The sequence below is a fragment of the Pseudomonas sp. GM79 genome (assembly GCF_000282495.1).
GTDB lineage: Bacteria > Pseudomonadota > Gammaproteobacteria > Pseudomonadales > Pseudomonadaceae > Aquipseudomonas.
Window position 1 is genome coordinate 11,861 of record NZ_AKJE01000023.1, and the last position, 26,765, is coordinate 38,625.

Sequence of the window (26,765 nt, forward strand, 5' to 3'; positions counted from 1 at the left end):
AGGTAAATTATCAACGCTGTTCTAGCATCGATTGCATGACCTGAACAACCTCCCTTTAGAAGGTAGCTGCCCATGGATTTCGCTTATTCGCCCAAAGTGCAAGAACTGCGTGAGCGCGTGACCGCGTTCATGGACACCTACGTTTATCCCGCTGAAGCGGTGTTCGAACGCCAGGTCGCCGAGGGCGATCGCTGGCAGCCGACAGCGATCATGGAAGAACTCAAACTCAAGGCCAAAGCGGAAGGCCTGTGGAATCTGTTTCTGCCTGAATCCGAACTCGGCGCCGGCCTGACCAACCTCGAATACGCGCCATTGGCGGAAATCATGGGCCGCTCGCTGCTGGGCCCTGAGCCGTTCAACTGCTCTGCGCCGGACACCGGCAACATGGAAGTGCTGGTGCGTTACGCCAATGAAGAACAGAAGCAACGCTGGCTCGAACCGCTGTTGCGCGGCGAGATTCGCTCGGCGTTCGCCATGACCGAGCCGGACGTGGCCTCGTCTGATGCCACCAACATGGCCGCCCGCGCTGTGCGTGATGGCGACGAATGGGTGATCAACGGCAAGAAATGGTGGACCTCTGGCGCCTGCGATCCACGCTGCAAGATCCTGATCTTCATGGGCCTGAGCAATCCGGATGCGCCGCGCCACGCGCAGCACTCGATGATTCTGGTGCCGGTGGATACCCCAGGCGTGAAGATTGTGCGTCCGCTGCCGGTGTTCGGTTACGACGACGCGCCTCACGGTCACGCCGAAGTGCTGTTCGAAAACGTCCGGGTGCCGTACGAAAACGTCCTGTTGGGTGAAGGCCGCGGCTTCGAAATTGCTCAGGGTCGCCTCGGCCCGGGCCGGATTCACCACTGTATGCGTTCGATCGGCATGGCCGAGCGAGCGTTGGAGCTGATGTGCAAACGTGCGGTCAACCGCGCAGCGTTCGGCAAACCCCTGGCGCGTCTGGGCGGTAACATCGACAAAATCGCCGACTCGCGGATGGAGATCGACATGGCGCGCCTGCTGACGTTGAAAGCGGCATACATGATGGACACCGTTGGCAACAAGGTGGCGAAGAGCGAAATCGCGCAGATCAAAGTCGTCGCACCGAACGTGGCATTGCGGGTGATCGATCGGGCGATCCAGATCCATGGCGGGGCAGGGGTTTCCAACGATTTCCCGCTGGCCTACATGTATGCCATGCAACGCACCCTGCGCCTGGCCGACGGCCCGGACGAAGTGCACCGCGCGGCGATCGGCAAGTTCGAGATCGGCAAGTATGTGCCTAAAGAAATGATGCGTAGCGGTCAGTAAATCCGCGGCGCCTGCCATTCGCGAGCAAGCCCGCTCCCACATTTGACCGCACTCCCCTGAGAGAACTCGGTCACCTGTGGGAGCGGGCTTGCTCGCGAATGCGTCGGACCTTTCACCGCGAGGGTGTCTGATTCAATACACCCAAACCTCAACCCGCCGATTCTTGATCCGCCCTTCATCCCCGCTGTTGGTCGCCACCGGCATTTCGGCGCCGAACCCGCGAATCTCGCGAAACACCACGCCGCTTTTCACCAATTCTCGCCGCACCGCCATGGCCCGCAGTTTCGACAGCAGGTCAGCCCGCGCCGGGTCGCTCTTGGCGTCGCCAAACCCTACCAGCGTCACCTGCCGATTGGTTTTGTCGTGCTGCTTTATATAGTCGAGCACCCGCGACAGGTCCTGTCGGGCCTTGTTGTCCAGCGTTGCGCTGCCTTCTTCGAAACGAAAGTTCACCGTCAGCCGCTGGGCATGACGGCTGAGTGCCTGATAACCCTCGGGCATCAACGCATTCGGCGTGACCGCCATGGCCTGAACAGTCTGTGCGATAAAGCCATTGGCCGCGACGATCGCCTGGCCTTTGCTGCTTTGCGCGAACTTCACCAAGGCCTTGGCCCAGGGACTTTTCCCATTCGGTGGCAGGTAAAAGAACAGCCGACGGGACAGCGGGTAATCTTCCGTCGCGATCAGGCTATTGACCGGCAGCATGGCTTGGGAGTCGCCATCGACAATCGCTACAGCTTTGGCCTGGCGCACATAAGGCAAACCGATGAAACCGATGCCTTGCGGGTCCAGACTGACGGCATCCGACAATTGCTCGCTGGATTCGAAGCGTTTCGCGTTGCTGCTCAGGGTTTTCCCACGCGGGCTGAGGACCAGTTCCTTGAACGTGTCGTAGGTGCCCGATTGATCATCCCGCGCATAGAGATGAATCGTCCCACCGCTGCCGCCGAGTGCTTCCCAGGTTTTCGCTTCGCCGCTGAAAATACGCGCCAGTTGCACGGTGTTGAGTTGCTTCAGCGGATTGTGCGGATGAAGGATGATTGCCAGCCCATCGATGGCGATGACTTGTTCGGCAACCGGGCTTTTCAGATCGCCTAGCGGTTCGAGATCCACCCGTTCGCTGTCCTTGATCGGGCGCGACGAGGCCGCGAGATCGGCCCAGGCGTTTTTCAGGGCTTTGAACCCGGTGCTGGAACCATGGGCCGCGACCTCCACCTCGACTCGGCGTCCCTGAACGGTTTCGCCTACGATGCGTTGTTCGTTGGCCTTGTCCGGGGTTTCGCGATGAACCTTGAGCAAGCCCTGTTCACGCATCAGGCCCTCGACCAGCGCCGGGCCCAATGCTGCGCCAATGGTGTTGGAGCCCTGGATGCGCAACACCGGCCCACGTTCGGACGTCGGCAAGTCGCCGGCCGACGCCGACGCCGGCAGCACAGCGCCGAGCAGCAACAGGAACAACACGCGCAGCGTCATGCCGGTACCTAATGAAGCCAAAGAAAGTGCCGGGAGAATAAGTCAGTAAGGTTGCTGAACGATGACAATTAACAAATGTGGGAGCGGGCTTGCTCGCGAAGGCGCTGGGTCAGTCGACATCAATGTTGAATGATTGACCGCCTTCGCGAGCAAGCCCGCTCCCACATTAGCTTTGTGTAGATTTTGTAGGATCAGCTCAACTCAAGCCAGATCGGTGCGTGATCGGAGGGCTTTTCCATTGCGCGCAAATCGTAATCCACGCCGGCATCCTTCACTCGCGGCAATAACCCATGGGACGCCATGATCAAGTCAATCCGCAGCCCGCGCTTGGGCTCATCTTCAAACCCGCGGCTGCGGTAGTCGAACCAACTGAAACGGTCGGCAACGTCTGGGTGCAAGTGACGGAAACTGTCGACCAGGCCCCAATTCTTCAGGCGAGCCATCCATTCGCGTTCTTCCGGCAGGAAGCTGCATTTGCCGGTTTTCAGCCAGCGCTTCATGTTGTCCGGGCCGATGCCGATGTCGCAGTCTTCCGGGGAAATGTTCACATCGCCCATCACCACAATCGGCTGGTCGTTACTGAACTGGCTTTCCAGCAACTGCTGCAAATCGCTGTAGAAACGTTCCTTGGCCGGGAATTTGGTGGGGTGGTCGCGGCTTTCGCCCTGTGGGAAATAGCCGTTCATGATGGTCACCGGCAGGCCATTGGCATCGGCGAAAGTGCCCCAGATGAAGCGTCGCTGAGCGTCTTCTTCGTCAGTGGTGAAACCCTTGTACAACGCAATCGGTTCCTGGCGCGAGAGCAGGGCCACGCCGTAATGGCCTTTTTGTCCATGGAAATGCACGTGATAACCCAGTGCCTGAACCTCGGCCAGGGGGAACTGATCATCGTGGACCTTGGTTTCCTGCAACCCGATCACGTCCGGATTATGCTTTTCAATCAGCGCCGCCAGCTGATGCGGGCGAGCGCGCAGCCCGTTGATGTTGAAGGAGACGATCTTCATGGTCGGCAGTCCTGGCAAAAGTGCGATGCTAGCTGACATGTAGGAATGGGGCCAGCCTTGGGGTGAGGCGATTCGTTGTGTTCTGTCAGAGATGTGTTGGCAGATCGGGCCTCTTCGCGGGCAAGCCCGCTCCCACAGTATCCGTGCCGTACACAAAATCTGTGAACGCCACTGAAACTGTGGGACGTGGCTTGCCAGCGAAGGCGTCAGCCCAGTCGATGAAGATCCTGGCTTGGTCTATACCTGTGTGGGGAACTGTGAAGCCACCCAAAGGCTCGTACCAATAAGAACGCGGCCTTCTGAGCCGCGCCCAGGGGAGAACTACCGTTATGCCCGAAACCTCAACCGTCATCGCCGATATTCACATGCTCGACAGTGGCTATTCCCGCGAAGCACGCTCCTTGTTGTATCAGGCGTACCGGCACGAGCCGACGTTCGGCTACCTGTTCGAAGCCGAACGCCCCGGTTATGAACAGCGAGTACGGGCCACGGTGCGCGAACTGGTCAAGCAACACTTTCTTCAGGAGTTGCCAGCCATCGGCCTGCTAGTGAATGACCGCTTGATCGGCATCGCCCTGATCGCACCACCACAACGCCGCCTGGGCATTACCGAAAGCTGGGCCTGGCGCCTGCGGATGGTGCTCAGCACCGGGTTTCGCTGTACCCGACGCTACCTCGATTACCACGCCGCCGTGATGGCGTGCGTGCCGTCCGACTCGGTGCATGTCCTGCCATTACTGGGGGTTCATCCGCAATTCCAGGGCAAGCACTTCGGCGAACAATTGCTACAAGCGGTCCACAACTGGTGCGCGGTCGATGAACACTCCCAAGGCGTGATCCTCGACACCGGGAATCCTCGTTATCTGGAGTTCTATAAGCGTCAGGGCTACGAGGAAATCGGTGAAGTGGCCGTAGGACCGATTCGTGAACACGTATTTTTCCACGCCAACCCGCAGGTGTTACAAACAGCAACGGGATAAAGGTAGAACTTTCAGCGCACGCCAGGCTCTATCACGCTCCCAAGCTCGTGATAGCATCCGCGCCTATGAAGTTTCCACGAAGATTTACCAGTGGCGTGCTGATGCTGATCTCCAGCTGCGCGGCGCTGGCGCAAAGTGAATTGGATGTGCGGATCAAACCGTCCAACGATGAACTGAAAGCCAATATAGAAGGCTATATCGGTAGCCTTGGCGATCGCGATGAAGAAGCCTTGCTGCGCTTCAGTCGTGGCGCCGAAGAACAGGCGCGCAAGGCCGCCCAGGCCTTGGGTTATTACCAGCCGCAAATCGACAGCGACGTGAAGGGCGGCAAGACGCCGCGCCTGGTGTTGAATATCGACCCTGGCGAGCCGATCCATTTGCGCAACGTCACGGTGCGCATCGATGGTCCGGCGGCCTCGTTCAAATCCTTTCGTGTACCGAAAAGCGACCTGCTCAAACCCGGCGCGGTGCTTAACCATGGCCGTTACGAAGACGCCAAGCGGCTGATCCAGAACCAGGCCTCGCGCTACGGCTATTTCAGTGGGCGCTTCACCCGCCAGAAACTGTTGGTGGACCCGCAGGCTGGTGTCGCCGACATCGAATTGATCTACGACAGCGGCCCGCGCTATGCGCTGGGCAAGGTCAGTTTTGAAGGCGACACGCCGTTCGACGAAGACCTGCTGCAACGCATGGTGCCGTTCAAGGCCGGTGCGCCCTATGACTCTGAACTGATCGCCGAACTCAATCAGGCGCTGCAATCGAGCGGCTATTTCGAGGGCGTTCGCGTGGACGCGGCGCCGACCGCGTCCAAGGACGACGTGATCCCGGTGGCAGTCAAACTGGAAACCCGCAAGCCACGGACCATGGGCCTCGGTCTGGGCTTTTCCACGGACGTCGGTCCACGGGCCAAAGCCAACTGGACTCGGCATTGGGTCAATCCTCAAGGGCACAGTTACGGCTGGGAGGCGGAGATTTCGGCGCCACGGCAGAACGTCGGGCTGTTTTATGACGTTCCTCTGGACCCGCCATTGACCGACAAACTGCGCTTTGCCGGTGGTTATCAATATGAAGAAATCGCTGGCACCGACACCCTCAGCAAGCTGCTGACCCTCGGCCCCGAATGGCACAGCAAGTTGCCCAGCGGCTGGCAGCGGGTGGTGTCGCTCAAATGGCAGCGCGAGGAATACAAACTGGGCGACGACTCGGGGCTCAGCACCTTGCTGATGCCCGGCGTGAGCTATTCGTACCTCAAAAGCGACAACCGCATCGACCCGCACAACGGTTATCGCCTGCAATTCGAAACCAAGGTCGCCAAGGAAGGGTTGGGTTCGGACACCAACCTGGTCTACGGTACGGCGCTGGTCAAAGGCCTGACCACGGTCTTCGACAAACACCGTTTGCTCGGTCGGGTGCAGGTCGGCGGCAGCGCCACCAACGGCTACAAATCGGTGCCGCCGTCCTTGCGCTTCTTCGCCGGTGGCGATCAGAGCGTGCGCGGTTACGACTACCAGAGCCTGTCTCCGGAAAACTCCGATGGCGACCGTATCGGTGGCCGCTACATGGTGGCCGGCAGCGTCGAGTATCAATACTCCATCGCCGAAAAATGGCGGGTCGCGACCTTCATCGACCAGGGCAACTCCTTCAACACACTTGAACTGCCGAACCTCAAGACCGGGGTCGGTATTGGTGTGCGCTGGGTCTCACCGGTGGGGCCGATTCGCCTCGACCTGGCCCACGCGATGGACGACGACGGCGGCATTCGATTGCACTTTTCCATGGGGCCTGAGCTGTGAAGCGTGGTTTGAAAATAACGCTGCTGGCGATTCCGGCGCTGTTGATGCTGATCGTGCTGACACTGGTCAGCGTGCTAGGCACTCCGACGGGCAGTCGCTGGGCGCTCGGGTTTGTGCCGGGTTTGACCGTGGAGAATTTCCAGGGCCGTTTGGGTGGGCAGTGGAGCGCCGATCATCTGGTGTGGCAGCAGGACAACAGCCGGGTTGAGCTGAACAAAGCGATTTTCGCCTGGTCGCCGCTGTGCCTGATGCGCATGACGTTGTGCATCGAGCAATTGCAGGCGGAGCAGGTCAGCCTGCAATTCCCGCCGGGCGTGGAAGAGGAAAGCAGCGGGCCGATCAGTCTGCCGGACTTGAAATTGCCGCTGGCCATCGAATTGGGCGACGTCAAAATCGGCCGCCTGCTGTTCAACGGCAGTGAAGAGCTCAAGGGCCTGCAACTGGCAGCGCACTGGACCGAGAAGGGTTTGCAGATCGACTCGGTGCACTTGCAGCGTGATGAGCTGAGCCTGAACCTGTCCGGCCTGTTGCAACCGAGCGGTAACTGGCCGCTGACCGCTGAAGGCAAACTGACCTTGCCGGCGCCGGGTACCGAACCATGGGCACTGGCCTTGAAGGTCGATGGCGATCTGCTGAAAACCCTGAACCTGAAAGCCGACAGCAGCGGCTACCTGAACGGGCAACTCACCGGCGAGTTGCAACCGCTGGTGGAAAACCTCCCGGCCAAAGTGCGCATCTCCGCCGACGGCTTCAAACCTGGCGCCGATCTGCCGGATACCTTGCAACTCAATCAACTGGAGCTCACCGGCGACGGCGACCTGAAAAACGGTTACCAATTGCTCGGCAAAGCCACGTTACCCGCAGAGCAAGGCCCGGTTGCGCTGTTGCTGCAAGGCAAGGTCGACGCCAAGGGCGCGCAGATCGCCGGTCTTGATTTGACGGCCAACGACAAACAAAGCCTCAAGCTCAACGGGCAAGTGGACTGGAGCAAAGGCCTGAGTGCTGAAGCGAAAATCGACTGGCTGGATTTCCCGTGGCGCCGTCTCTATCCGCTGATCGACGAGCCGCAAGTGGCGCTGCGCAGCTTCAACGGTGAGGTCTCTTATACCGACGGCAACTACATCGGTAACTTCAAAGCCGCACTGGATGGCCCGGCGGGGGCGTTCAGTCTGAACAGCCCGTTCAGCGGCAACCTAACCCAAATCCATCTGCCGCAATTCAAGCTTGAAGCCGGGCAGGGCAAGGCCGAAGGGCACTTGAATCTGCAGTTTGCCGACGGTATCGCCTGGGATACGGCGCTGGACCTCTCGGCAATCAACCCGGCGTACTGGCTCGCGGAGTTGCCAGGCACCTTGGCTGGGCCATTGCGTAGCAAAGGTGAGATGAAGAACGAAACGCTCAGCCTGACCGCCGACCTGGACCTGAAAGGCAAGCTGCGCGGGCAACCGGCGGTGTTGCAAGCCAAGGCTGATGGCGCCGGCGAGCAGTGGAACCTCAATACCTTGCAGATTCGCCTCGGAGACAACAGCATCAACGGCAAAGGCAGCCTGCAACAGAAACTTGCCGGGCAGATCGACATTAAAATGCCGCGCCTGGCCCAGCTCTGGCCGCAGCTGCGCGGTCAGCTCAATGGCCGGGTCGATGTCGCCGGCACACTCAAGGCGCCACAAGGCAAGCTCGGTCTGCAAGGTACGCAACTGGCCTTCCAAGACAATCGCCTGCAAAGCCTCAATCTGGACGCCACCCTCGACAGCGCCCAGCGGGCGAAAATCGACCTCAAGGGCAGCGGCATTCAGACCGGCGACACGTCACTGGGCACATTGACCGCCAGCGGTCAGGGTGACATCAAAAACCAGAAACTGGCCCTCGACCTGCAAGGACCAAAGCTGAAACTGGCGCTCGGTCTCGACGGCGCGCTGGACAAGGGCAATTGGCGTGGACGTCTGGCCAGTGGCGATATCCAGGCCGGCGGTCAGGACTGGAAACTGCAAAACCCGGCGAAGCTTGAGCGACTGGCGGACGGCAAGATCAACTTCGGCGCCCATTGCTGGATGTCCGGCCCGGCTAGCCTGTGCGGCGAAGACCAGCGCTTGATGCCCGAGCCAAAACTGCGTTACCACCTCAAGCAGTTCCCCATCGACAGCCTCGCACAGTGGTTGCCGAAGGATTTTGCCTGGAAGGGCAAGCTCAACGCCGACCTGCAACTGGACTTGCCGGCCAGCGGTCCGAACGGCCAGATCAGCATCGACGCCAGCGGCGGCACCTTGCGTATGCGCGAGAAGGAGCAATGGCTGGACTTCCCGTACCAGACCCTGAAACTCACCAGCAAACTCACGCCAAAACGCATCGACACCGACCTCAACTTTGTCGGCGGCAAGCTCGGTGAACTGATGGTTCAGGCGCAAATCAATCCGCTACCGAAGAACAAACCGCTGACCGGTTCATTCCGCCTCAGTGGTCTGGACTTGTCGGTGGCGCGGCCGTTTGTGCCGATGGTCGAGAAACTCACCGGGCATTTGAGCGGCAGCGGCACATTGTCCGGCGGACTGCTGGCGCCGCTGGTCAATGGCAACCTTGAGCTGCGCGACGGTGAGATCTCCGGGCCTGAGTTGCCGATGGCGCTCGAAGCCTTGCATCTTCAAGCTGTGATTGCCGGCGAAACCGTGCAACTGAACGGCGGCTGGAAAAGCGGCAAGAGCGGGCAGGGCAGCCTCAATGGCAACATCGCCTGGGGTCAGGCGCTGGTGGTGGATCTGGCACTCAAGGGCTCGCAGTTGCCGGTCACCGTCGAGCCCTACGCCGCGCTGGAAGTCGCGCCGGACCTGAAGATCTCCATGAAGGACGACAGACTGGCAGTCGTCGGCAAAGTGCTGGTGCCCAAGGGTGAAATCACCGTGCGCGAACTGCCGCCGTCGACCGTCAAGGTCTCCGATGACACGGTGATCGTCGGTCAGCAGACTGAAGAGGGTAAACCGCCGATGGCCATGGCGATGGACATCGATGTGGTGGTGGGGCAGGACAAACTCAGCTTTGCCGGGTTCGGCCTGACCGCCAACCTGCAAGGTCAGGTGCACATCGGCGACAACATGGACACCCGTGGTGAGCTGTGGCTCAACGACGGGCGTTACCGCGCCTACGGTCAGCGACTGACGGTGCGCCGGGCGCGTCTGTTGTTTGCAGGTCCCATCGATCAGCCGTATCTGGATATCGAAGCAATTCGCCAGACCGACGATGTCATTGCCGGCATTCGCCTGAGTGGCAGCGCCGAGCAGCCGACCACACAGATCTTTTCCGAACCGACGATGAGTCAGGAGCAGGCATTGTCCTATCTGGTGCTGGGGCGTCCGCTGAGCACCACCGGTGAAGACAACAACATGCTCGCCCAGGCCGCCCTCGGGTTGGGCTTGATGGGCAGTTCCGGGGTGACCAGCGGCTTGGCCAAGGACCTGGGCATTCAGGACTTCCAACTCGACACCCAAGGCAGCGGCACCAGCACCGCCGTAGTGGCCAGCGGCAACATCTCGGAAAAACTCAGCCTGCGTTATGGCGTAGGCGTATTCGAACCGGCCAACACCATTGCCTTGCGCTACAAACTGAGCAAAAAGGTCTACCTCGAAGCCGCCAGCGGCGTGGCCAGTTCGCTGGACATCTTCTACAAGCGGGATTTCTAGACCCGCCCACTTCATAACCGAGTCGCTGCCTTCGCGAGCAAGCCCGCTCCCACATTCGACCGAGTCGCTACATAAGCATGCGATCAAATGTGGGAGCGGGCTTGCTCGCGAAGGCGGCAGTGTGGTCACTACAAATCCCGTCGCCACTTATCAACTAAATACAAAGCTCCCTAACTATTGCGTTGACATTATCTGCCTAGGCAGTAACATCTCGACATACATTCACTGCCTAGGCAGCTAATCGGTGGTCAGATGAAGCATTTCACCCCAGAAAATTTCCAGCATTGCCATCTCGGCCTCTTGCTCGGGCGCGCCGCGCTGCTCAAGGACCGGATCATCGACACGCACATGGAGCCCCACGGCATTACCGCCGCGCAGTTCAAAGTGCTGATTATCATGGCCCAGTTCGGCGTCGATACCCCGGCCGAGCTGTGCCGTCACTTGTCGCTGGACAGCGGTTCGATGACCCGCATGCTCGATCGTCTGGAACAGAAAGGTTTCCTCGCCCGCCAACGCAGCGAGGCGGACCGGCGTCAGGTTCAACTGGTGCTGACTGAACAGGGCCAGCAGCTGACCGACCAGCTGCCGCAGATCGGTGCCGACGCCATGAATGAACTGGCCGGCGCCATCACCCCGCAAGAATTGAAAACCCTGGAACAGATCCTGAAGAAAATTCTGGTAGCCGCGGGTGACTCGATCACTCTGCTGCGGGTAGGTGGCCATGAACAGTAAAAGCCTGCGTAGCGGCCTGAGCCTGGTGCTGTTGGCCATGAGCCTCGCCGGTTGCGCCAGTTACAGCGGCCTGACCACCGAAAGCGTCAGCCTCGATGCGAAAAATCTCAAAGCCGCGCAATCCCTCAACGGTGTAACTCTGTCGCCCGCGGCGTGGCCGAAAAGCGACTGGTGGAAAAGCCTCGGCGATCCGCAGCTCGACGGCCTGATCCGCGAAGCCCTGCACGACAGCCCCGACATGCAAATCGCCGACGCCCGGGCCCATCAGGCCAGTGCTGCCGCGTATGCCGCCGACGCTGCGCGGATGCCGATCCTGGATGCCAGCGCCGGTGTCAGCCGTTCGCGTCTGGCCCGCGATCAGGACCCGAGCGGGCAGGGCGGCACCTATTCCACCGTGCGTAATCTCGGTGCGAGTTTCAATTACAACTTCGACCTTTGGGGCGGCCAGCGCGATGCCTGGGAAGCCGCATTGGGCCAGGCCCGTGCCGCCGAAGTCGATCAGCAGGCCGCGCAGCTGACCTTGTCCGCCGATGTCGCCCGCGCCTACAGCGATCTGGGGCAGGCGCACATCATCCATGACCTGGCCAGCGAAGACCTCAAGCGCACCCAACAAATGCTCGACCTCAGCCAGCGTCGCCTGAGCTCGGGGATCGACAGCCAGTACCAGTTCCAGCAGACCGAAAGCCTGGAAGCCAGCGCCGAAGCCAGCTTGATCGACGCCGAGAAACGCCTGCAAAGCGCGAAAATCGCCTTGGCGGTGCTGTTGGGTAAAGGCCCGGACCGCGGCAATGAAATCGCCCGCCCGAAAGTGCTTCAGACCAGCGCCGTGGCGTTGCCGTCGGTGCTGCCGGCGGAGTTGCTCGGTCGTCGCCCGGACCTGGTGGCGGCGCGCTGGCGGGTTGAAGCCGCGAGCAAAAACATCGCGGCGGGCAAGACCCGGTTTTACCCCAACCTCAACCTGAGTGCGGCGGCGGGTGTGGAGTCGTTGCTGGGCGATGCGATGTTCGGTTCGGCGAGTCGTTTCTTCAACGTCGCGCCGACGATCTCGGTGCCGATTTTCGACGGTGGCCGTTTGCGGGCCGATCTCGATTCCCGCGACGCCGATTACGACCTCGCGGTGGCGCAGTACAACAAAAGTCTGGTGAAAGCCCTGGGCGATGTCAGCGACACCATCAACCAGTTGCGCGATATCGGCCGGCAAATCGGCGCCCAGCAACATGCCACCGACATTGCCCAGGATTCTTACAACACCGTGGTCCAGCGCTACGGTTCCGGTATCGGTAATTACCTGGATGTGCTCAGCATCGAGCAGCAATTGCTCCAGGCCCAGCGTCAACTGGCCAACCTGAATGCCGAGCAGATCGACCTGTCGATTCAACTGATGCAAGCGCTGGGCGGCGGCTTCCAGGGCAAAACCCTGACCGCAGCCAACGCAACCCCAGCCACGCAGCACAACTAATTCAAGGTACCCGTCATGGCCACTGTTGATATATCCCAAGCCCCTGACAACGCTCAAGACACGAGCAATCTACGCAAACGCAAAGTGATGCTGTTTGCCCTGACCATCGTGGTGGTTCTCGCCGGGCTCGGCGTCTGGGGTTATCAAGAATTTTACGGTCGCTGGAATGAAAGCACCGACGACGCCTATGTGAACGGCAACGTGGTGGAAATCACCCCGCTGGTCACTGGCACCGTGGTCAGCATCGGCGCCGATGATGGCGACCTGGTTCACGAAGGCCAGGTGCTGGTCAACTTCGACCCGAACGACGCGGAAGTCGGTCTGCAAAGTGCCCAGGCCAATCTGGCTCGCACCGTGCGCCAGGTGCGCGGTTTGTACAGCAATGTCGACGGCATGAAAGCCCAGGTCAATGCGCAACAGGCCGAAGTGCAAAAGGCCCAGGACAACTTCAATCGCCGGAAAAACCTCGCCGCTGGCGGGGCGATTTCCCAGGAAGAACTGTCCCACGCCCGCGATGACCTGACCTCGGCGCAAAACGCCCTGGCCAACGCCAAACAACAGCTCATGACCACCAGCGCGCTGGTGGATGACACCGTGGTGTCGTCGCACCCGGACGTGATGTCCGCCGCCGCGCAATTGCGTCAGGCGTACCTGACCCATGCCCGCAGCACCTTGATCGCGCCGGTCACCGGTTACGTTGCCAAACGCAGCGTGCAACTGGGGCAGCGGGTCCAGCCGGGCACCGCGCTGATGGCGGTGATCCCGTTGGATCAGCTGTGGATCGACGCCAACTTCAAGGAAACCCAACTGCGTGACATGCGCATCGGTCAGCCGGTGGACATCGAGGCCGACCTCTACGGCAGCGACGTCAAATACAGCGGCACCATCGACAGCCTCGGCGCCGGGACCGGCAGCGCGTTTGCCTTGCTACCGGCACAGAACGCCACCGGTAACTGGATCAAGATCGTGCAGCGGGTGCCGGTGCGGATTCACATCAATGCCGAAGAGCTGGCCAGGCACCCATTGCGGGTTGGCCTGTCGACTCAGGTCGATGTGAACCTGCGTGACCAGAGTGGTCCGGTGCTGGCCCAACAGTCGCCGCAAAAGGCTTCGTTCAGCACCGGCATCTACGACCGTCAGTTGGCCGAGGCCGACGCGATGATCACCCAATTGATTCACGACAACAGCGCCGCGGTCAGTAAAACCGCACAGCGCTGATTGGTCATCACACCGACCCTGTGGGAGTGAGCCTTTGTGGCGAGGGAGCTTGCTCCCGCTGGGTCGCGAAGCGACCCCAAAAGCTCTGCGACTGCTTCGCAGCCGAGCGGGAGCAAGCTCCCTCGCCACAAAAGCTCGCTCCCATAAGGTCAGCTGCGTCAGTAACAGGCGCCGTGCCAATCAGGTTTCAAAGGATTCGCGATGAGCAATAACGCGTCTTTCACGCCGCCCAGCCTGCTGCTCAGTACCATCGGCCTGTCGCTGGCGACCTTCATGCAGGTGCTCGACACCACCATCGCCAACGTGGCCTTGCCGACGATTTCCGGTAACCTGGGCGTGAGTTCGGAGCAGGGCACCTGGGTCATCACCTCGTTTGCCGTGAGCAACGCCATTGCGCTGCCGCTGACCGGTTGGCTCAGCCGGCGTTTTGGTGAGGTGAAGCTGTTTCTCTGGGCGACAATGCTGTTCGTGCTGGCCTCGTTTCTCTGTGGCATCTCGACCTCGATGCCAGAGCTGATCGGCTTTCGGGTGCTTCAAGGCCTGGTAGCAGGTCCCTTGTACCCGATGACCCAGACGTTACTGATTGCAGTCTATCCGCCCGCCAGGCGAGGCATGGCCCTGGCGTTGCTGGCGATGGTTACGGTGGTGGCGCCGATTGCAGGGCCGATCCTCGGCGGCTGGATCACCGACAGTTACAGCTGGCCGTGGATTTTCTTTATCAACGTACCGATCGGGGTTTTCGCGGTGATGGTCGTGCGCTCGCAGCTCAAGGCGCGGCCGGTGGTGACCAGTTACCAGCCAATGGATTACGTCGGTTTGATCACCTTGATCATCGGTGTCGGCGCGTTGCAGGTGATCCTCGACAAGGGCAATGATCTGGACTGGTTCGAATCGAACTTCATCATCGTCGGCGCGGCTATTTCAGTGATTGCGCTGGCGGTGTTCGTGATCTGGGAAATGACCGACAAACACCCGGTGGTCAACCTGCGGCTGTTCGCTTACCGCAACTTCCGTATCGGCACCATCGTGCTGGTGGGCGGTTATGCCGGGTTCTTCGGTATCAACCTGATCCTGCCGCAATGGCTGCAAACCCAGATGGGCTATACCGCGACTTGGGCGGGTCTGGCGGTGGCGCCGATCGGTATTTTGCCGGTGCTGTTGTCGCCGTTTGTCGGTAAGTATGCGCATAAGTTCGACCTGCGACTGCTGGCCGGTGGCGCGTTCCTCTGCATCGGTTTGAGTTGTTTCATGCGCGCCGGGTTTACCAACGAAGTGGACTTCCAGCACATCGCTTTGGTGCAGTTGTTCATGGGCATCGGGGTGGCGCTGTTCTTCATGCCGACCCTGAGCATTTTGATGTCGGACTTGCCACCGAGCCAGATTGCCGACGGCGCAGGCCTTGCGACCTTCCTGCGGACCCTGGGCGGTAGTTTTGCGGCATCGTTGACCACCTGGATCTGGATTCGCCGCGCCGATCAACACCATGCATATTTGAGTGAAAGCATTACCACGTATGAGCCGGCGACCCGGGAGGCGTTGAACACGCTCGGCGGGGCGGGTAACCCGGCTTACGCGCAACTGGATCATGTGCTGACCAGCCAGGCGTACATGCTCTCCACCGTGGATTACTTCACGTTGCTGGGGTGGGCGTTCATGGGGTTGATTCTGTTGGTGTGGCTGGCGAAACCGCCGTTTGCGGCGAAGGCGGGGCCGGCCTCGGCTGGGCATTGATTTTAGCGGCGCCTGGTTAAAAGATCGCAGCCTCGTTTCACTCGACAGCTCCTACACAGCTCCTACATTGACCGCGTTACCTGTAGGAGTTGTCGAGCGAAACGAGGCTGCGATCTTTTGATCTTTGGTTTTTATGGCGTAACGAAATCAAACGGCGCCAACGCAAACCCTTGCTCATCCACCTGCAACGCCCAGCCCTGACGGTCCCAATCCCCCAACACAATGCGTTTGGCCGCCTGCTCGCCAATCTGCAACTTGTGGATGGCCGGGCGGTGGGTGTGCCCGTGGATCAAGGTTTTCACGCCATATTGCTGCATGACCCGCGGCACTTCTTCCGGCGTGACATCGACAATGTCATTGGCCTTCATCCGCGTTTGCGCGCGGCTTTCGCTGCGCAGCTTGCGCGCCAGTTTATGGCGAGTGCGCAAGGGCAGATTTCGCAGGATGAACCGGGTGATCGGGTTGCGCAGATAGCGACGCAGCTTCATATAAGCCTCGTCGCGGGTGCAGAGGCTGTCACCGTGCATCAATAGCACGGGCTCGCCATAGAACTGCACGACACTCGGGTCTTTCAACAATGTGCAGCCGGCCTGTTTGCAGAAGGCCTGGCCAAGCATGAAGTCGCGATTGCCGTGCATCAGAAAAATCGCCGTGCCGCTGTCGCTGAGGTCGCGCAGGGCCTGGCAGATGGAACGCTGGAACGGCGTCATGGCATCGTCGCCAATCCACGCCTCGAAAAAGTCGCCCAGAATGTACAACGCACTCGCTGAGCGGGCACGTCTAGCGAGCAAATCCAGAAACGCCCGGGTAATGTCCGGGCGCTCCTCTTCCAGATGCAAGTCTGAAATCAGCAGTATCACTCAATGATCTCGGCTTTCTCGATAATCACGTCGTCTGCAGGTACGTCCTGGTGACCGGCCTTGGAGGTGGTGGCCACGCCTTTGATCTTGTCGACCACGTCGGTGCCTTCGACTACTTTGGCGAATACGGCGTAGCCCCAGCCCTGAACGGTCTTGGCGCTGTGGTTCAGGAAGCTGTTGTCAGCCACGTTGATGAAGAACTGGGCGGAAGCCGAATGCGGCTCCATGGTGCGGGCCATGGCCACGCTGTACTTCACGTTCGGCAGGCCGTTGTCGGCTTCGTTCTGGATGCTTGGGCGCTTGTCTTTCTTTTCTTTCATGCCTGGCTCGAAACCGCCGCCCTGGATCATGAAGTTGCCGATGACACGGTGGAAAACGGTGTTTTCGTAGTGACCGGCTTTGACGTATTCGATGAAGTTGGCCACGGTGATCGGGGCTTTCTCAGCGTTCAGTTCCAGGACGATGTCGCCGAAGTTGGTAGACAGTTTGACTTGGGTCATGATGGGTACTCATTCTAGGAATTCGTGGGTTTCGGGGCTCTACAGCCCTCAACCGGTCCGGCCAGTGTCGGCCAAGGCACGCAGTTTAGCGTGCCGGGCGCGAATTTCGAGGCTGTTTTTCATTGCTGGCCGATTAAATGCAGCCGATTGCCGGCCTGCTCTGTCAGCCACTTGACAGCATCGGCTATGATAAGCCCCTTTGATTTATAACAGCCGCTTTGATTTGGCCAACTGGCCGCGCACTTGTACGTTCAAGGATCCTATGAGCAAGCCCACTGTCGACCCTACCTCGAATTCCAAGACCGGCCCTGCCGTGCCGGTCAATTTCCTGCGCCCGATCATCCAGGCGGACCTGGACTCGGGTAAGCACACGCAGATCGTCACCCGTTTCCCGCCTGAGCCCAACGGCTACCTGCACATCGGTCACGCCAAGTCGATCTGTGTGAACTTCGGTCTGGCCCAGGAATTCGGCGGCGTCACGCACCTGCGTTTCGACGACACCAACCCGGCCAAGGAAGACCAGGAATACATCGACGCAATCGAAAGCGACGTCAAATGGCTGGGCTTCGAATGGTCCGGTGAAGTGCGCTATGCCTCGCAGTATTTCGACCAGTTGCACGACTGGGCGGTAGAGTTGATCAAGGCCGGCAAGGCCTACGTCGACGACCTGACCCCCGAGCAAGCCAAGGAATACCGTGGCAGCCTGACCGAACCGGGCAAGAACAGCCCGTTCCGTGACCGCTCGGTTGAAGAAAACCTCGACCTGTTCGCCCGCATGAAGGCCGGCGAATTCAAGGACGGCGCACGCGTGCTGCGGGCCAAGATCGACATGGCCTCGCCGAACATGAACCTGCGCGACCCGATCATGTATCGCATCCGTCATGCCCATCACCACCAGACCGGCGACAAGTGGTGCATCTACCCGAACTACGACTTCACCCACGGTCAGTCGGATGCCATCGAAGGCATCACCCACTCGATCTGCACCCTGGAGTTCGAAAGCCATCGCCCGCTGTACGAATGGTTCCTCGAGAACCTGCCAGTACCGGCGAAACCGCGTCAGTACGAGTTCAGCCGCCTGAACCTGAACTACACCATCACCAGCAAGCGCAAGCTCAAGCAACTGGTCGATGAAAAGCACGTTCACGGTTGGGACGATCCGCGCATGTCCACGCTGTCGGGTTTCCGTCGCCGTGGCTACACGCCGAAATCGATCCGCAACTTCTGCGAAATGATCGGCACCAACCGTTCCGACGGCGTGGTCGACTTTGGCATGCTCGAATTCAGCATCCGTGACGACCTCGACCACAGCGCCCCACGCGCCATGTGCGTATTGCGTCCGCTGAAAGTCGTGATCACCAACTATCCGGAAGGCCAGGTCGAAAACCTCGAATTGGCGTGCCACCCGAAAGAAGACATGGGCGTGCGCGTTCTGCCGTTCGCCCGTGAGCTCTACATCGACCGTGAAGACTTCATGGAAGAGCCGCCGAAAGGCTACAAGCGCCTGGAGCCGAACGGCGAAGTGCGCCTGCGTGGCAGCTACGTGATCCGTGCCGACGAAGCGATCAAGGACGCCGATGGCAACATCGTCGAACTGCGTTGCTCGTACGATCCGGAAACCCTGGGCAAAAACCCTGAAGGCCGCAAGGTCAAAGGCGTGGTGCACTGGGTGCCGGCGGCTGCCAGCGTCGAGTGCGAAGTGCGTCTGTACGATCGACTGTTCCGTTCGGCCAACCCTGAAAAGGCCGAAGACAGCGCCAGTTTCCTGGACAACATCAACCCTGACTCGCTGCAAGTTCTCACTGGTTGTCGTGCCGAGCCTTCGCTGGGCAATGCACAGCCGGAAGACCGTTTCCAGTTCGAGCGCGAAGGTTACTTCGTCGCGGATATCAAGGACTCGAAACCGGGCGCTCCGGTGTTCAACCGTACCGTGACCTTGCGTGATTCGTGGGGCCAGTGATTCAAGGAACAACATAAAGTGCTAACGATCTACAACACGCTCACCAAGAGCAAAGAAGTTTTCAAGCCGCTGGATGGCAACAAGGTGCGCATGTACGTCTGCGGGATGACCGTGTACGACTACTGCCACCTGGGCCATGGCCGCAGCATGGTCGCGTTCGACCTGGTGACCCGCTGGTTGCGGTTCAGCGGCTACGACCTGACCTACGTGCGCAACATCACCGACATCGACGACAAGATCATCAACCGGGCCAACGAGAACGGCGAGTCGTTCGAAGCTTTGACCGAGCGCATGATCGCGGCGATGCACGAAGATGAAGCGCGCCTGAATATCAAGAAGCCGGACATGGAACCGCGTGCCACCGACCATATCCCGGGCATGCACGCGATGATCCAGACCTTGATCGACAAGGGCTACGCCTACGCACCGGGCAATGGCGACGTGTACTACCGCGTCGCCAAGTTCATGGGCTATGGCAAGCTGTCGCGCAAGAAGATCGAAGACCTGCGCATCGGCGCACGGATCGAAGTCGACGAGTCGAAACAGGACCCGCTGGACTTCGTGCTGTGGAAAGCCGCCAAGCCGGGCGAGCCGAGCTGGCCTTCGCCGTGGGGCGACGGACGTCCGGGTTGGCACATCGAGTGCTCGGTGATGTCGACCTGCTGCCTGGGTGAAACCTTCGACATTCATGGCGGCGGCAGCGACCTCGAGTTCCCGCACCATGAAAACGAAATCGCCCAGAGCGAAGCGGCCACCGGCAAGACCTACGCCAACGCGTGGATGCATTGCGGCATGATTCGCATCAATGGCGAGAAGATGTCCAAGTCCTTGAACAACTTCTTCACCATTCGCGACGTGCTGGAAAAGTACCACCCCGAAGTCGTGCGTTACCTGCTGGTATCGAGCCACTACCGCAGCGCGATCAACTATTCGGAAGACAACCTCAAGGACGCCAAAGGCGCGCTCGAGCGTTTCTACCATGCGTTGAAAGGCCTGCCGAGCGTGGCACCGGCCGGTGGCGAAGCGTTCGTCGAGCGTTTCACTCAGGTGATGAACGACGACTTCGGTACTCCGGAAGCCTGTGCGGTGCTGTTCGAGATGGTCCGCGAGATCAACCGTCTGCGCGAGAGCGATCTTGATGCGGCGGCTGGTTTGGCGGCGCGCTTGAAGGAATTGGCGAGCGTGTTGGGCGTGTTGCAACTCGAAGCCGATGACTTCCTGCAGGCCGGTGCCGAAGGGCGGGTCGATGCAGCTGAGGTCGATGCACTGATCCAGGCTCGTTTGACGGCTCGTGCCAACAAGGACTGGGCCGAATCCGACCGCATCCGCGACCAGCTCACCGCCATGGGTGTGGTGCTGGAAGACGGCAAGGGCGGGACGACCTGGCGTTTGGCTGACTGATTGCTGCGTTTGCTACAAAACAAAACCCGCCTTGTGCGGGTTTTTGTTTGGTTGAAGATCAAAAGATCGCAGCCTTCGGCAGCTCCTACGGGATTTCGTTCGCCCACAATGATGCGGTTGGACGCGGACCTGTGTAGGAGCTGCCGAAGGCTGCGATCTTTTGATCTTCGCTTTTAACCTTCCAACTGGCGCAATCGCTTGTAAAGGGTATTGCGACTAACCCCCAACCGCCGCGCCAGGTGCGAAATATTCCCCCCAGCCGCCTGCAACTGCCGATTCAATTCCTCGGCATCATTGAGGTCGACGGTTAACGGCTCCGGCGAATCTACCGGCTCCATCTCCAGATCGACAAAAAAATCATCCGGCAAATGCTCCGGTCTCACCGGCTGCTCCTCAGCCATGGCCAGTGCCACCTGCATCACACTGCTGACCTGACGCAAATTCCCCGGCCACGGATGACGGCTGAACAGCTCCATCACTTCACGGCTCAAGCCAGCCCATTGGCTCGGTTCGCGGTGCTGTTCCCACAGCCGTTTGAACAGCGCTTCCTTATCGCTACGCTCCCTGAGCGGCGGTAGTTCCAGGGTCAAACCGCCGATGCGGTAATACAAATCCTCACGAAACCGCCCCAACTGAACCTGTTCGCGCAACGAGCGGTTGGTCGCTGAAATGATCCGAATGTCCACCGGGAACAACTCGCTGCTGCCCACCGGTTGCACGCAACGCTCCTGCAACACCCGCAGCAGCCGCGCCTGAGTCGGCAACGGCATGTCGCCGATTTCATCGAGGAACAGGGTGCCTTTGTCGGCCTTGCGGATCAGCCCGATGCTGCCTTTCTGATTGGCGCCGGTGAACGCACCTTTCTCGTAGCCGAACAGTTCGGATTCCACCAGTTCGGCGGGGATCGCTGCACAGTTAACGGCGATGAACGGCTGTTTGCTGCGTGAACTGGCCTGATGCAGGGCTTTGACGAAGACTTCCTTGCCGACGCCGGTTTCCCCGTGGATTAACAGCGGGATGTCCTTTTCCAGCAAGCGCTCGGCCTGGCGCACGGCTTTTTCCACGCGGCTGTCGCCAAAATGCAGGGTATTGAGGCTGATCGCTATGGGAGCCGGCGCTGTGGGTTCAGCACTCTTTGTTTCAGAACTCTTTATTTCAGAAAACTGTCGCGCCTGAATCGGCGTCTGTTTCGGTCGTTTCAACAGGCACTGGAAACGGTTGCGCCCCGAGGCTTGCAGGGCAAACGGCAGGCCGTCCGGCTGGTTCAGCAGTTCCAGCAATGAGACTTTGAACAGGCTTTCGACGCTGACCCGCGACAGGCTGATGCCCAACAGGTTGTCGGCCCGACGATTGGCCGACAGCACCTGACCGGTCTCATCGAAGATCAGCAACCCGGCCCATTGGCTGTCGAGGTTGTTCAGTCCGGTGTTGAAGGTCAGCTGGAAATGTTGGCCATGGAACAGGTTGAGGATCAGCCGGTTCTCCACGGTCTGGCTCATCATCTTGACCATGCCCAGGGTGTGCGACGGCGGCAGGTAGCTGTCGCTGGACACATCCAGCACCGCGATCACTTTGCGCTCGGCATCGAAAATCGGCGCAGCGGAACCGGTCATGAAGCGGTTGGCCTTGAGAAAATGTTCATCATGCTCGATGTGCACCGCCTGCTCGCAGGCCAACGCGGTGCCGATCGCATTGGTCCCGCTGCAACGCTCCATCCAGCTGGCGCCGGCGCTGAAGCCGCGGGTCAGGTTCGGCTCGATGAAACGCTGGGTACCCCAGGACGTCAGCACCTGGCCCTGATTGTCGGCGAGCATGATCAGGCAATTGGAGTTGCTGAGGATGTTCTCGTAATACGGCAGGACTTCCTGATGGGTGGTTTGCACCAGTGAATGCTGACTCTCCAGCAACTGAGCTATGCCATCGGCCGGCAGCTGATCGAACGCCGGCGCACTCTGATGATCGAGCCCGAACGCGCGGCAGCGAGACCAGGAGTCCTGGATGATGGCGTCGTGGGAGAGCGGCGGGGCAGGTGCGGCCATGGCAGTCGATCTCTGAGCAAGCTTTTATTGTTTTTATGGGTTTTGCAAAACGTTCAGCGCGCCACAGAGCCTCTTTGGGCCGCCGCGATATCACGCCGAAAACAATACCTGTAGGAGCTGCCGCAGGCTGCGATCTTTTGATCTTCGGCGTTTGTACAGACGCTAAAAGTCAAAAGATCGCAGCCTTCGGCAGCTCCTACAGTGGCCGCGTTCATCACGAGATGAATGCGGTGGATCACGCAAAAAGCATCCGTAGAGTGTTGTTCACATTTGTTCATTGTCAATCTTTGAACTGTTCAATTGTTCAGTCGCGGTTGTTCATTTCTGTTCAGCTACGAACGCGGTTTTTCCTCCATTTGAAGGATTTCCAAGCCAGATCAACCGCTTGGAGTTTCTGGCACGAATGTCGCTGTAGTGCTCCGGTCGCTTGACTCCAATAATAAAAAGGCCGAGCCATGTCACTAATCCTGGAGCACGTCAGCCGTACCGTCGAGGGTCAAACCTGGATCGACGATGCGTGCCTTAACTTCGAACCCGGATCGTTCAATGTTTTGCTCGGTCGCACGCTGTCCGGCAAAACCAGCCTCATGCGCCTGATGGCAGGTCTGGACAAGCCCGACAGCGGTCGCATCCTGATGAACGGCGTCGACGTCACTCAACGCCCGGTGCGTTTGCGCAACGTGTCGATGGTCTATCAGCAGTTCATCAATTACCCGACCATGACGGTGTTCGAGAACATCGCCTCGCCGCTGCGTCAGTCCGGCGTTTCCAACGAGCTGATCCAGAGCAAAGTGCTGGAAACCGCGAAGATGCTGCGCATCGAGAAATTCCTCCAGCGCCATCCTTTGGAACTCTCCGGCGGCCAGCAACAGCGCACGGCCATGGCCCGGGCGCTGGTCAAGGATGCCGAGCTGATTCTGTTCGACGAGCCACTGGTCAACCTCGACTACAAGCTGCGCGAAGAGCTGCGCCAGGAAATGCGTGAGCTGTTCGCGGCCCACCACACCATCGCTATCTACGCTACCACAGAACCCAATGAAGCCCTGGCGCTGGGCGGCACCACCACGATTCTTCACGAAGGTCGGGTGGTTCAAAGTGGCAAGTCCTCCGAGGTGTATCACCAGCCACAAACCGTGCTGGCGGCGGAATTGTTCTCCGAACCACCGATCAACCTGATGCCGGGGCGTATCGCCGGTAACGAAGTCAGTTTCGCCAATTTTGTGCACTTTCCGTTGAACGTCGATCTGCGGCCGGTGGGCGAGGGCGAGTTCCGTTTCGGCGTGCGCCCCAGCCACATTTCGCTGGTGCCGAGCAATGACGATGACCTCGAACTGGCGGTAACCGTCGAGGTGGCCGAGATCAGCGGTTCGGAAACCTTCTTGCACGTGCGCAACGAGTATTTCCTGCTGGTGCTGCACTTGCCGGGTGTTCACGAATACGACGTCGATGCGCCGATTCGCATCTATATCCCGACCCATAAACTGTTTGTGTTCGATATGCAGGGGCGGCTGGTCCAGGCGCCCGGTCGCCGCATTGCGAGGGTTGCCTGATGGCCGAAATCCGTTTGCAGAGCCTTGCCCACAGCTACACCCCTACGCCGACCGGCCCCGAGGATTACGCGATCCGCGAGATGGACCACGTCTGGGAGCAGGGCGGCGCGTATGCGCTGCTCGGGCCTTCGGGGTGCGGCAAGTCGACCTTGCTCAACATCATTTCCGGGTTACTCAGCCCGTCCCAGGGCCAAGTACTGTTCGACAGTAAAGTGGTTAACGAACTGACCCCGGAAAAGCGCAACATCGCCCAGGTTTTCCAGTTTCCGGTGGTCTACGACACCATGACGGTGTTCGATAACCTGGCCTTCCCGTTGCGCAATCAGGGCATGGCGGAAGCGAAAATTCACACCAAGGTGCAGGAAATCGCTGAAGTCCTCGACCTTCAGGCATTGCTGTACAAGAAGGCGCGCAACCTCACTGCTGATGAAAAGCAGAAAGTCTCCATGGGCCGTGGGCTGGTGCGCGATGACGTGTCGGCGATCCTCTTCGATGAACCGCTGACGGTGATCGACCCACACCTGAAATGGAAACTGCGGCGCAAGCTCAAGCAGATCCACGAGCAGTTCAACATCACCATGGTCTACGTCACCCACGATCAGCTCGAAGCTTCGACCTTCGCTGACAAGATCGCGGTGATGTATGGCGGCCAAATCGTGCAGTTCGGTACGCCACGGGAATTGTTCGAGCGACCGAGCCACACCTTTGTCGGTTATTTCATTGGCAGCCCGGGGATGAACCTGATCGAGGTCCAGCCACAAGCCGGCGGTGTCGGTTTTACCGGGACTCATTTGCCGTTGTCCGACGCGATGCAGAAACGAATCGCCGAGTCCGAATGGAAAACCCTGAAGGTCGGCATTCGCCCGGAGTTCGTTCATGTGTGGGACGAACCCTGTGATGACGCGATGCAGGCACAGGTCGTACACGTCGAAGACCTGGGCACCTACAAGATCATGACCCTGAACCTCGACGGCGCTCCGCTCAAAGTACGCCTGGCCGAAGACAAACCGGTGCCCGAAGGCACGGCATACATCAGTTTTCCGGCGCAATGGCTGATGGTCTATGCCGATGATTACCTGCTGGAGGTGCTGCCATGAACAAGGTGCAGAACAACAAGGCCTGGTGGCTGGTGTTGCCGGTGTTCCTGCTGGTGGCATTCAGTGCGGTGATCCCGATGATGACCGTGGTCAACTACTCGGTGCAGGACATCTTCGACCAGTCCAGCCGCTACTTCGTCGGCGCCGACTGGTACAAGCAAGTGCTGCTCGACCCTCGTTTGCATGACTCGCTGCTGCGCCAGTTCATCTACTCCGGTTGCGTGCTGCTGATCGAAATTCCGTTGGGCATCGCCATCGCCCTGACCATGCCGACCAAGGGCCGCTGGTCGTCGGTTGTGCTGATTATTCTGGCGATTCCGCTGCTGATCCCGTGGAACGTGGTCGGCACCATCTGGCAGATTTTCGGCCGCGCGGACATTGGTCTGCTCGGCGCCAGCCTCAAGGCCATGGGCCTTAACTACAACTATGCATCCAACACCATGGACGCCTGGGTCACGGTGTTGGTGATGGACGTCTGGCACTGGACGTCGCTGGTGGCGCTGTTGTGTTTCTCCGGTTTGCGGGCGATTCCGGATGTGTATTACCAGGCGGCGCGGATTGATCGGGCGTCGGCTTGGGCGGTGTTCCGACACATCCAGTTGCCCAAGCTCAAGAGTGTGCTGCTGATCGCGGTAATGCTGCGGTTCATGGACAGCTTCATGATCTACACCGAGCCGTTTGTGTTGACCGGTGGTGGTCCGGGGAATGCCACGACCTTCCTGAGTCAGACTCTGACCCAAATGGCCGTAGGGCAATTCGACCTCGGCCCGGCGGCTGCATTCTCGCTGGTGTACTTCCTGATCATTCTGTTGGTGTCGTGGCTGTTCTACACCGCCATGACTCACTCTGACGCCAATCGGTGAGGCCTGCCATGAGCAAGAGAAAGCTGATTCCACTGCTGATCTACATCCTGTTCCTGCTGGTGCCGATCTACTGGCTGCTGAACATGTCCTTCAAGAGCAACACCGAAATCCTCGGCGGTCTGACCCTGTTTCCCCAGGATTTCACCTTCGCCAACTACAAGGTGATCTTCACTGACCCGAGCTGGTACACCGGTTATCTCAACTCGCTGTACTACGTGAGCCTGAACACGGTGATTTCCTTGAGCGTGGCGCTGCCGGCGGCGTATGCGTTTTCACGCTATCGTTTCCTCGGTGACAAGCACCTGTTTTTCTGGCTACTGACTAACCGCATGGCGCCACCGGCAGTTTTCCTGCTGCCGTTCTTCCAGTTGTATTCCTCGATCGGGCTGTTCGACACCCACATCGCGGTTGCGCTGGCTCACTGCCTGTTCAACGTGCCGTTGGCGGTGTGGATTCTTGAAGGCTTCATGTCTGGCGTTCCCAAGGAAATTGACGAAACCGCCTACATCGACGGCTACAGTTTCCCCAAGTTCTTCGTGAAGATCTTCGTCCCGCTGATCGGCTCCGGGATCGGCGTCACGGCGTTTTTCTGCTTCATGTTTTCCTGGGTCGAGCTGTTGCTGGCGCGAACCCTGACCTCAGTGAACGCCAAACCCATCGCGGCGGTGATGACCCGCACGGTCTCGGCGTCCGGCATCGACTGGGGCGTGCTGGCGGCAGCGGGGGTGTTGACTATCCTGCCGGGCATGTTGGTGATCTGGTTTGTTCGCAACCACGTGGCCAAGGGCTTTGCCCTGGGCCGGGTATGAGGAACTGATGATGGAATGGATGAGTTGGACTGGCCCCACGGCGGCGTTCTTCAGCGTCATTGCCTTGATCCTGACGGGCATGACGACCTGGGAATTGCGTTCGCCGAGTATCCCTCGGCGTGGTTTTTTGCCGATTGCCACTACCCGTGGCGATCGGCTGTTTATCGGTCTTCTCGGCAGCGCCTACCTGCATTTGCTGGTAATCGGCGTCACCGACTGGAGCATCTGGGTAGCGTTCGCGTTGTCCCTGGTGTGGCTGTTGGCTGTGATGCGTTGGGGCTAGTCGAAATCGATCGGCATGCATGTCCCGAAACCTAAACAGG

The 26,765-nt window shown here is 59.6% G+C and carries 20 protein-coding genes; 15 read left to right on the top strand and 5 right to left on the bottom strand.

Annotation, left to right across the window (positions count from 1 at the left end; all coding sequences use genetic code 11):
* The first annotated feature begins 72 nt into the window (after positions 1 to 72).
* On the top strand, positions 73 to 1,302 hold the full coding sequence (locus PMI36_RS25270) for an acyl-CoA dehydrogenase (RefSeq protein ID WP_008068248.1): 1,230 nt from the start codon (positions 73 to 75) through the stop codon (positions 1,300 to 1,302).
* Between the two features lie 132 nt (positions 1,303 to 1,434).
* Here the strand turns inward: PMI36_RS25270 and PMI36_RS25265 are convergent, their stop codons facing one another.
* Together PMI36_RS25265 and xthA are read right to left on the bottom strand one after the other, a co-directional pair.
* Positions 1,435 to 2,775 carry a substrate-binding domain-containing protein gene (locus PMI36_RS25265; protein WP_008068250.1) on the bottom strand — a complete coding sequence of 447 codons (1,341 nt, stop codon included), beginning with the start codon at positions 2,773 to 2,775 and terminating at the stop codon, positions 1,435 to 1,437.
* Positions 2,776 to 2,966: 191 nt separating this feature from the next.
* Positions 2,967 to 3,779 (bottom strand): exodeoxyribonuclease III, encoded by an 813-nt coding sequence (xthA, locus tag PMI36_RS25260; protein WP_008068252.1) that lies wholly within the window; start codon positions 3,777 to 3,779, stop codon positions 2,967 to 2,969.
* Positions 3,780 to 4,108: 329 nt separating this feature from the next.
* Between xthA and PMI36_RS25255 the strand changes: the two genes are divergently transcribed.
* From PMI36_RS25255 to PMI36_RS25225, 7 genes are all read left to right on the top strand, one after another.
* On the top strand, positions 4,109 to 4,759 hold the full coding sequence (locus PMI36_RS25255) for a GNAT family N-acetyltransferase (RefSeq protein ID WP_008068254.1): 651 nt from the start codon (positions 4,109 to 4,111) through the stop codon (positions 4,757 to 4,759).
* A gap of 65 nt (positions 4,760 to 4,824) precedes the next feature.
* Positions 4,825 to 6,552 carry an autotransporter assembly complex protein TamA gene (locus PMI36_RS25250; protein WP_008068255.1) on the top strand — a complete coding sequence of 576 codons (1,728 nt, stop codon included), beginning with the start codon at positions 4,825 to 4,827 and terminating at the stop codon, positions 6,550 to 6,552.
* Entirely contained in the window at positions 6,549 to 10,223 is a 3,675-nt protein-coding gene (locus tag PMI36_RS25245) for a translocation/assembly module TamB domain-containing protein (protein ID WP_008068256.1), read from the top strand. The genes PMI36_RS25250 and PMI36_RS25245 overlap by 4 nt, the downstream gene beginning before the upstream one ends.
* Positions 10,224 to 10,475: 252 nt before the next feature.
* Positions 10,476 to 10,955 (top strand): MarR family winged helix-turn-helix transcriptional regulator, encoded by a 480-nt coding sequence (locus tag PMI36_RS25240; protein WP_008068257.1) that lies wholly within the window; start codon positions 10,476 to 10,478, stop codon positions 10,953 to 10,955.
* A complete protein-coding gene (locus tag PMI36_RS25235; protein WP_008068258.1) occupies positions 10,945 to 12,414 on the top strand; it encodes an efflux transporter outer membrane subunit in 1,470 nt (489 codons plus the stop codon). Before PMI36_RS25240 ends, PMI36_RS25235 begins: the two co-directional genes overlap by 11 nt.
* Positions 12,415 to 12,429: 15 nt before the next feature.
* A complete protein-coding gene (locus PMI36_RS25230) occupies positions 12,430 to 13,632 on the top strand; it encodes an HlyD family secretion protein (protein WP_008068259.1) in 1,203 nt (400 codons plus the stop codon).
* 201 nt (positions 13,633 to 13,833) lie between these two features.
* The gene (locus tag PMI36_RS25225) at positions 13,834 to 15,363 is read left to right on the top strand and encodes a DHA2 family efflux MFS transporter permease subunit (protein WP_008068266.1); all 1,530 of its coding nucleotides are present in this window, start codon (positions 13,834 to 13,836) and stop codon (positions 15,361 to 15,363) included.
* A 131-nt stretch (positions 15,364 to 15,494) separates the two neighbouring features.
* On the opposite strand, the gene lpxH is transcribed toward PMI36_RS25225, so the two are convergent.
* Both lpxH and PMI36_RS25215 read right to left on the bottom strand, forming a co-directional pair.
* Positions 15,495 to 16,223, bottom strand: coding sequence for a UDP-2,3-diacylglucosamine diphosphatase (gene lpxH / locus PMI36_RS25220; protein ID WP_008068269.1), 729 nt, complete (start codon positions 16,221 to 16,223; stop codon positions 15,495 to 15,497).
* Positions 16,220 to 16,723 carry a peptidylprolyl isomerase gene (locus PMI36_RS25215; RefSeq protein ID WP_008068271.1) on the bottom strand — a complete coding sequence of 168 codons (504 nt, stop codon included), beginning with the start codon at positions 16,721 to 16,723 and terminating at the stop codon, positions 16,220 to 16,222. Before PMI36_RS25215 ends, lpxH begins: the two co-directional genes overlap by 4 nt.
* A gap of 262 nt (positions 16,724 to 16,985) precedes the next feature.
* Here PMI36_RS25215 and PMI36_RS25210 point away from each other — a divergent pair, with 262 nt between their 5' ends.
* Positions 16,986 to 18,683, top strand: a complete 1,698-nt coding sequence (locus PMI36_RS25210; protein ID WP_008068272.1) for a glutamine--tRNA ligase/YqeY domain fusion protein — start codon at positions 16,986 to 16,988, stop codon at positions 18,681 to 18,683.
* Positions 18,684 to 18,701: 18 nt separating this feature from the next.
* Positions 18,702 to 20,084, top strand: coding sequence for a cysteine--tRNA ligase (cysS, locus tag PMI36_RS25205; protein ID WP_008068274.1), 1,383 nt, complete (start codon positions 18,702 to 18,704; stop codon positions 20,082 to 20,084).
* Between the two features lie 173 nt (positions 20,085 to 20,257).
* Here the strand turns inward: cysS and PMI36_RS25200 are convergent, their stop codons facing one another.
* Positions 20,258 to 22,123 carry a sigma-54-dependent Fis family transcriptional regulator gene (locus PMI36_RS25200; protein ID WP_008068276.1) on the bottom strand — a complete coding sequence of 622 codons (1,866 nt, stop codon included), beginning with the start codon at positions 22,121 to 22,123 and terminating at the stop codon, positions 20,258 to 20,260.
* Positions 22,124 to 22,578: 455 nt separating this feature from the next.
* Between PMI36_RS25200 and PMI36_RS25195 the strand changes: the two genes are divergently transcribed.
* Genes PMI36_RS25195 through PMI36_RS25175 form a run of 5 tightly spaced genes read left to right on the top strand, consistent with a single transcriptional unit; the run spans position 22,579 to position 26,725 of the window.
* Positions 22,579 to 23,673, top strand: a complete 1,095-nt coding sequence (locus tag PMI36_RS25195) for an ABC transporter ATP-binding protein (protein ID WP_008068278.1) — start codon at positions 22,579 to 22,581, stop codon at positions 23,671 to 23,673.
* The gene (locus tag PMI36_RS25190; protein ID WP_008068279.1) at positions 23,673 to 24,770 is read left to right on the top strand and encodes an ABC transporter ATP-binding protein; all 1,098 of its coding nucleotides are present in this window, start codon (positions 23,673 to 23,675) and stop codon (positions 24,768 to 24,770) included. Before PMI36_RS25195 ends, PMI36_RS25190 begins: the two co-directional genes overlap by 1 nt.
* On the top strand, positions 24,767 to 25,633 hold the full coding sequence (locus PMI36_RS25185) for a carbohydrate ABC transporter permease (RefSeq protein WP_008068280.1): 867 nt from the start codon (positions 24,767 to 24,769) through the stop codon (positions 25,631 to 25,633). The genes PMI36_RS25190 and PMI36_RS25185 overlap by 4 nt, the downstream gene beginning before the upstream one ends.
* An 8-nt stretch (positions 25,634 to 25,641) precedes the next feature.
* The gene (locus PMI36_RS25180) at positions 25,642 to 26,442 is read left to right on the top strand and encodes a carbohydrate ABC transporter permease (RefSeq protein ID WP_007896138.1); all 801 of its coding nucleotides are present in this window, start codon (positions 25,642 to 25,644) and stop codon (positions 26,440 to 26,442) included.
* Between the two features lie 10 nt (positions 26,443 to 26,452).
* Positions 26,453 to 26,725, top strand: coding sequence for a DUF2160 domain-containing protein (locus PMI36_RS25175; RefSeq protein WP_032830117.1), 273 nt, complete (start codon positions 26,453 to 26,455; stop codon positions 26,723 to 26,725).
* Positions 26,726 to 26,765 lie beyond the last annotated feature (40 nt).

Bases quoted from the DNA above. Each gene is read 5' to 3' on its own strand.
- PMI36_RS25200 (WP_008068276.1), bottom strand. From the start codon at position 22,123: ATGGCCGCACCTGCCCCGCCGCTCTCCCACGACGCCATCATCCAGGAC.
- PMI36_RS25215 (WP_008068271.1), bottom strand. From the start codon at position 16,723: ATGACCCAAGTCAAACTGTCTACCAACTTCGGCGACATCGTCCTGGAA.
- xthA (WP_008068252.1), bottom strand. From the start codon at position 3,779: ATGAAGATCGTCTCCTTCAACATCAACGGGCTGCGCGCTCGCCCGCAT.
- PMI36_RS25235 (WP_008068258.1), top strand. From the start codon at position 10,945: ATGAACAGTAAAAGCCTGCGTAGCGGCCTGAGCCTGGTGCTGTTGGCC.
- PMI36_RS25265 (WP_008068250.1), bottom strand. From the start codon at position 2,775: ATGACGCTGCGCGTGTTGTTCCTGTTGCTGCTCGGCGCTGTGCTGCCG.
- PMI36_RS25240 (WP_008068257.1), top strand. From the start codon at position 10,476: ATGAAGCATTTCACCCCAGAAAATTTCCAGCATTGCCATCTCGGCCTC.
- PMI36_RS25210 (WP_008068272.1), top strand. From the start codon at position 16,986: ATGAGCAAGCCCACTGTCGACCCTACCTCGAATTCCAAGACCGGCCCT.
- PMI36_RS25255 (WP_008068254.1), top strand. From the start codon at position 4,109: ATGCCCGAAACCTCAACCGTCATCGCCGATATTCACATGCTCGACAGT.
- PMI36_RS25230 (WP_008068259.1), top strand. From the start codon at position 12,430: ATGGCCACTGTTGATATATCCCAAGCCCCTGACAACGCTCAAGACACG.
- PMI36_RS25190 (WP_008068279.1), top strand. From the start codon at position 23,673: ATGGCCGAAATCCGTTTGCAGAGCCTTGCCCACAGCTACACCCCTACG.
- PMI36_RS25225 (WP_008068266.1), top strand. From the start codon at position 13,834: ATGAGCAATAACGCGTCTTTCACGCCGCCCAGCCTGCTGCTCAGTACC.
- PMI36_RS25180 (WP_007896138.1), top strand. From the start codon at position 25,642: ATGAGCAAGAGAAAGCTGATTCCACTGCTGATCTACATCCTGTTCCTG.
- PMI36_RS25195 (WP_008068278.1), top strand. From the start codon at position 22,579: ATGTCACTAATCCTGGAGCACGTCAGCCGTACCGTCGAGGGTCAAACC.
- PMI36_RS25185 (WP_008068280.1), top strand. From the start codon at position 24,767: ATGAACAAGGTGCAGAACAACAAGGCCTGGTGGCTGGTGTTGCCGGTG.
- PMI36_RS25250 (WP_008068255.1), top strand. From the start codon at position 4,825: ATGAAGTTTCCACGAAGATTTACCAGTGGCGTGCTGATGCTGATCTCC.
- PMI36_RS25175 (WP_032830117.1), top strand. From the start codon at position 26,453: ATGGAATGGATGAGTTGGACTGGCCCCACGGCGGCGTTCTTCAGCGTC.
- PMI36_RS25270 (WP_008068248.1), top strand. From the start codon at position 73: ATGGATTTCGCTTATTCGCCCAAAGTGCAAGAACTGCGTGAGCGCGTG.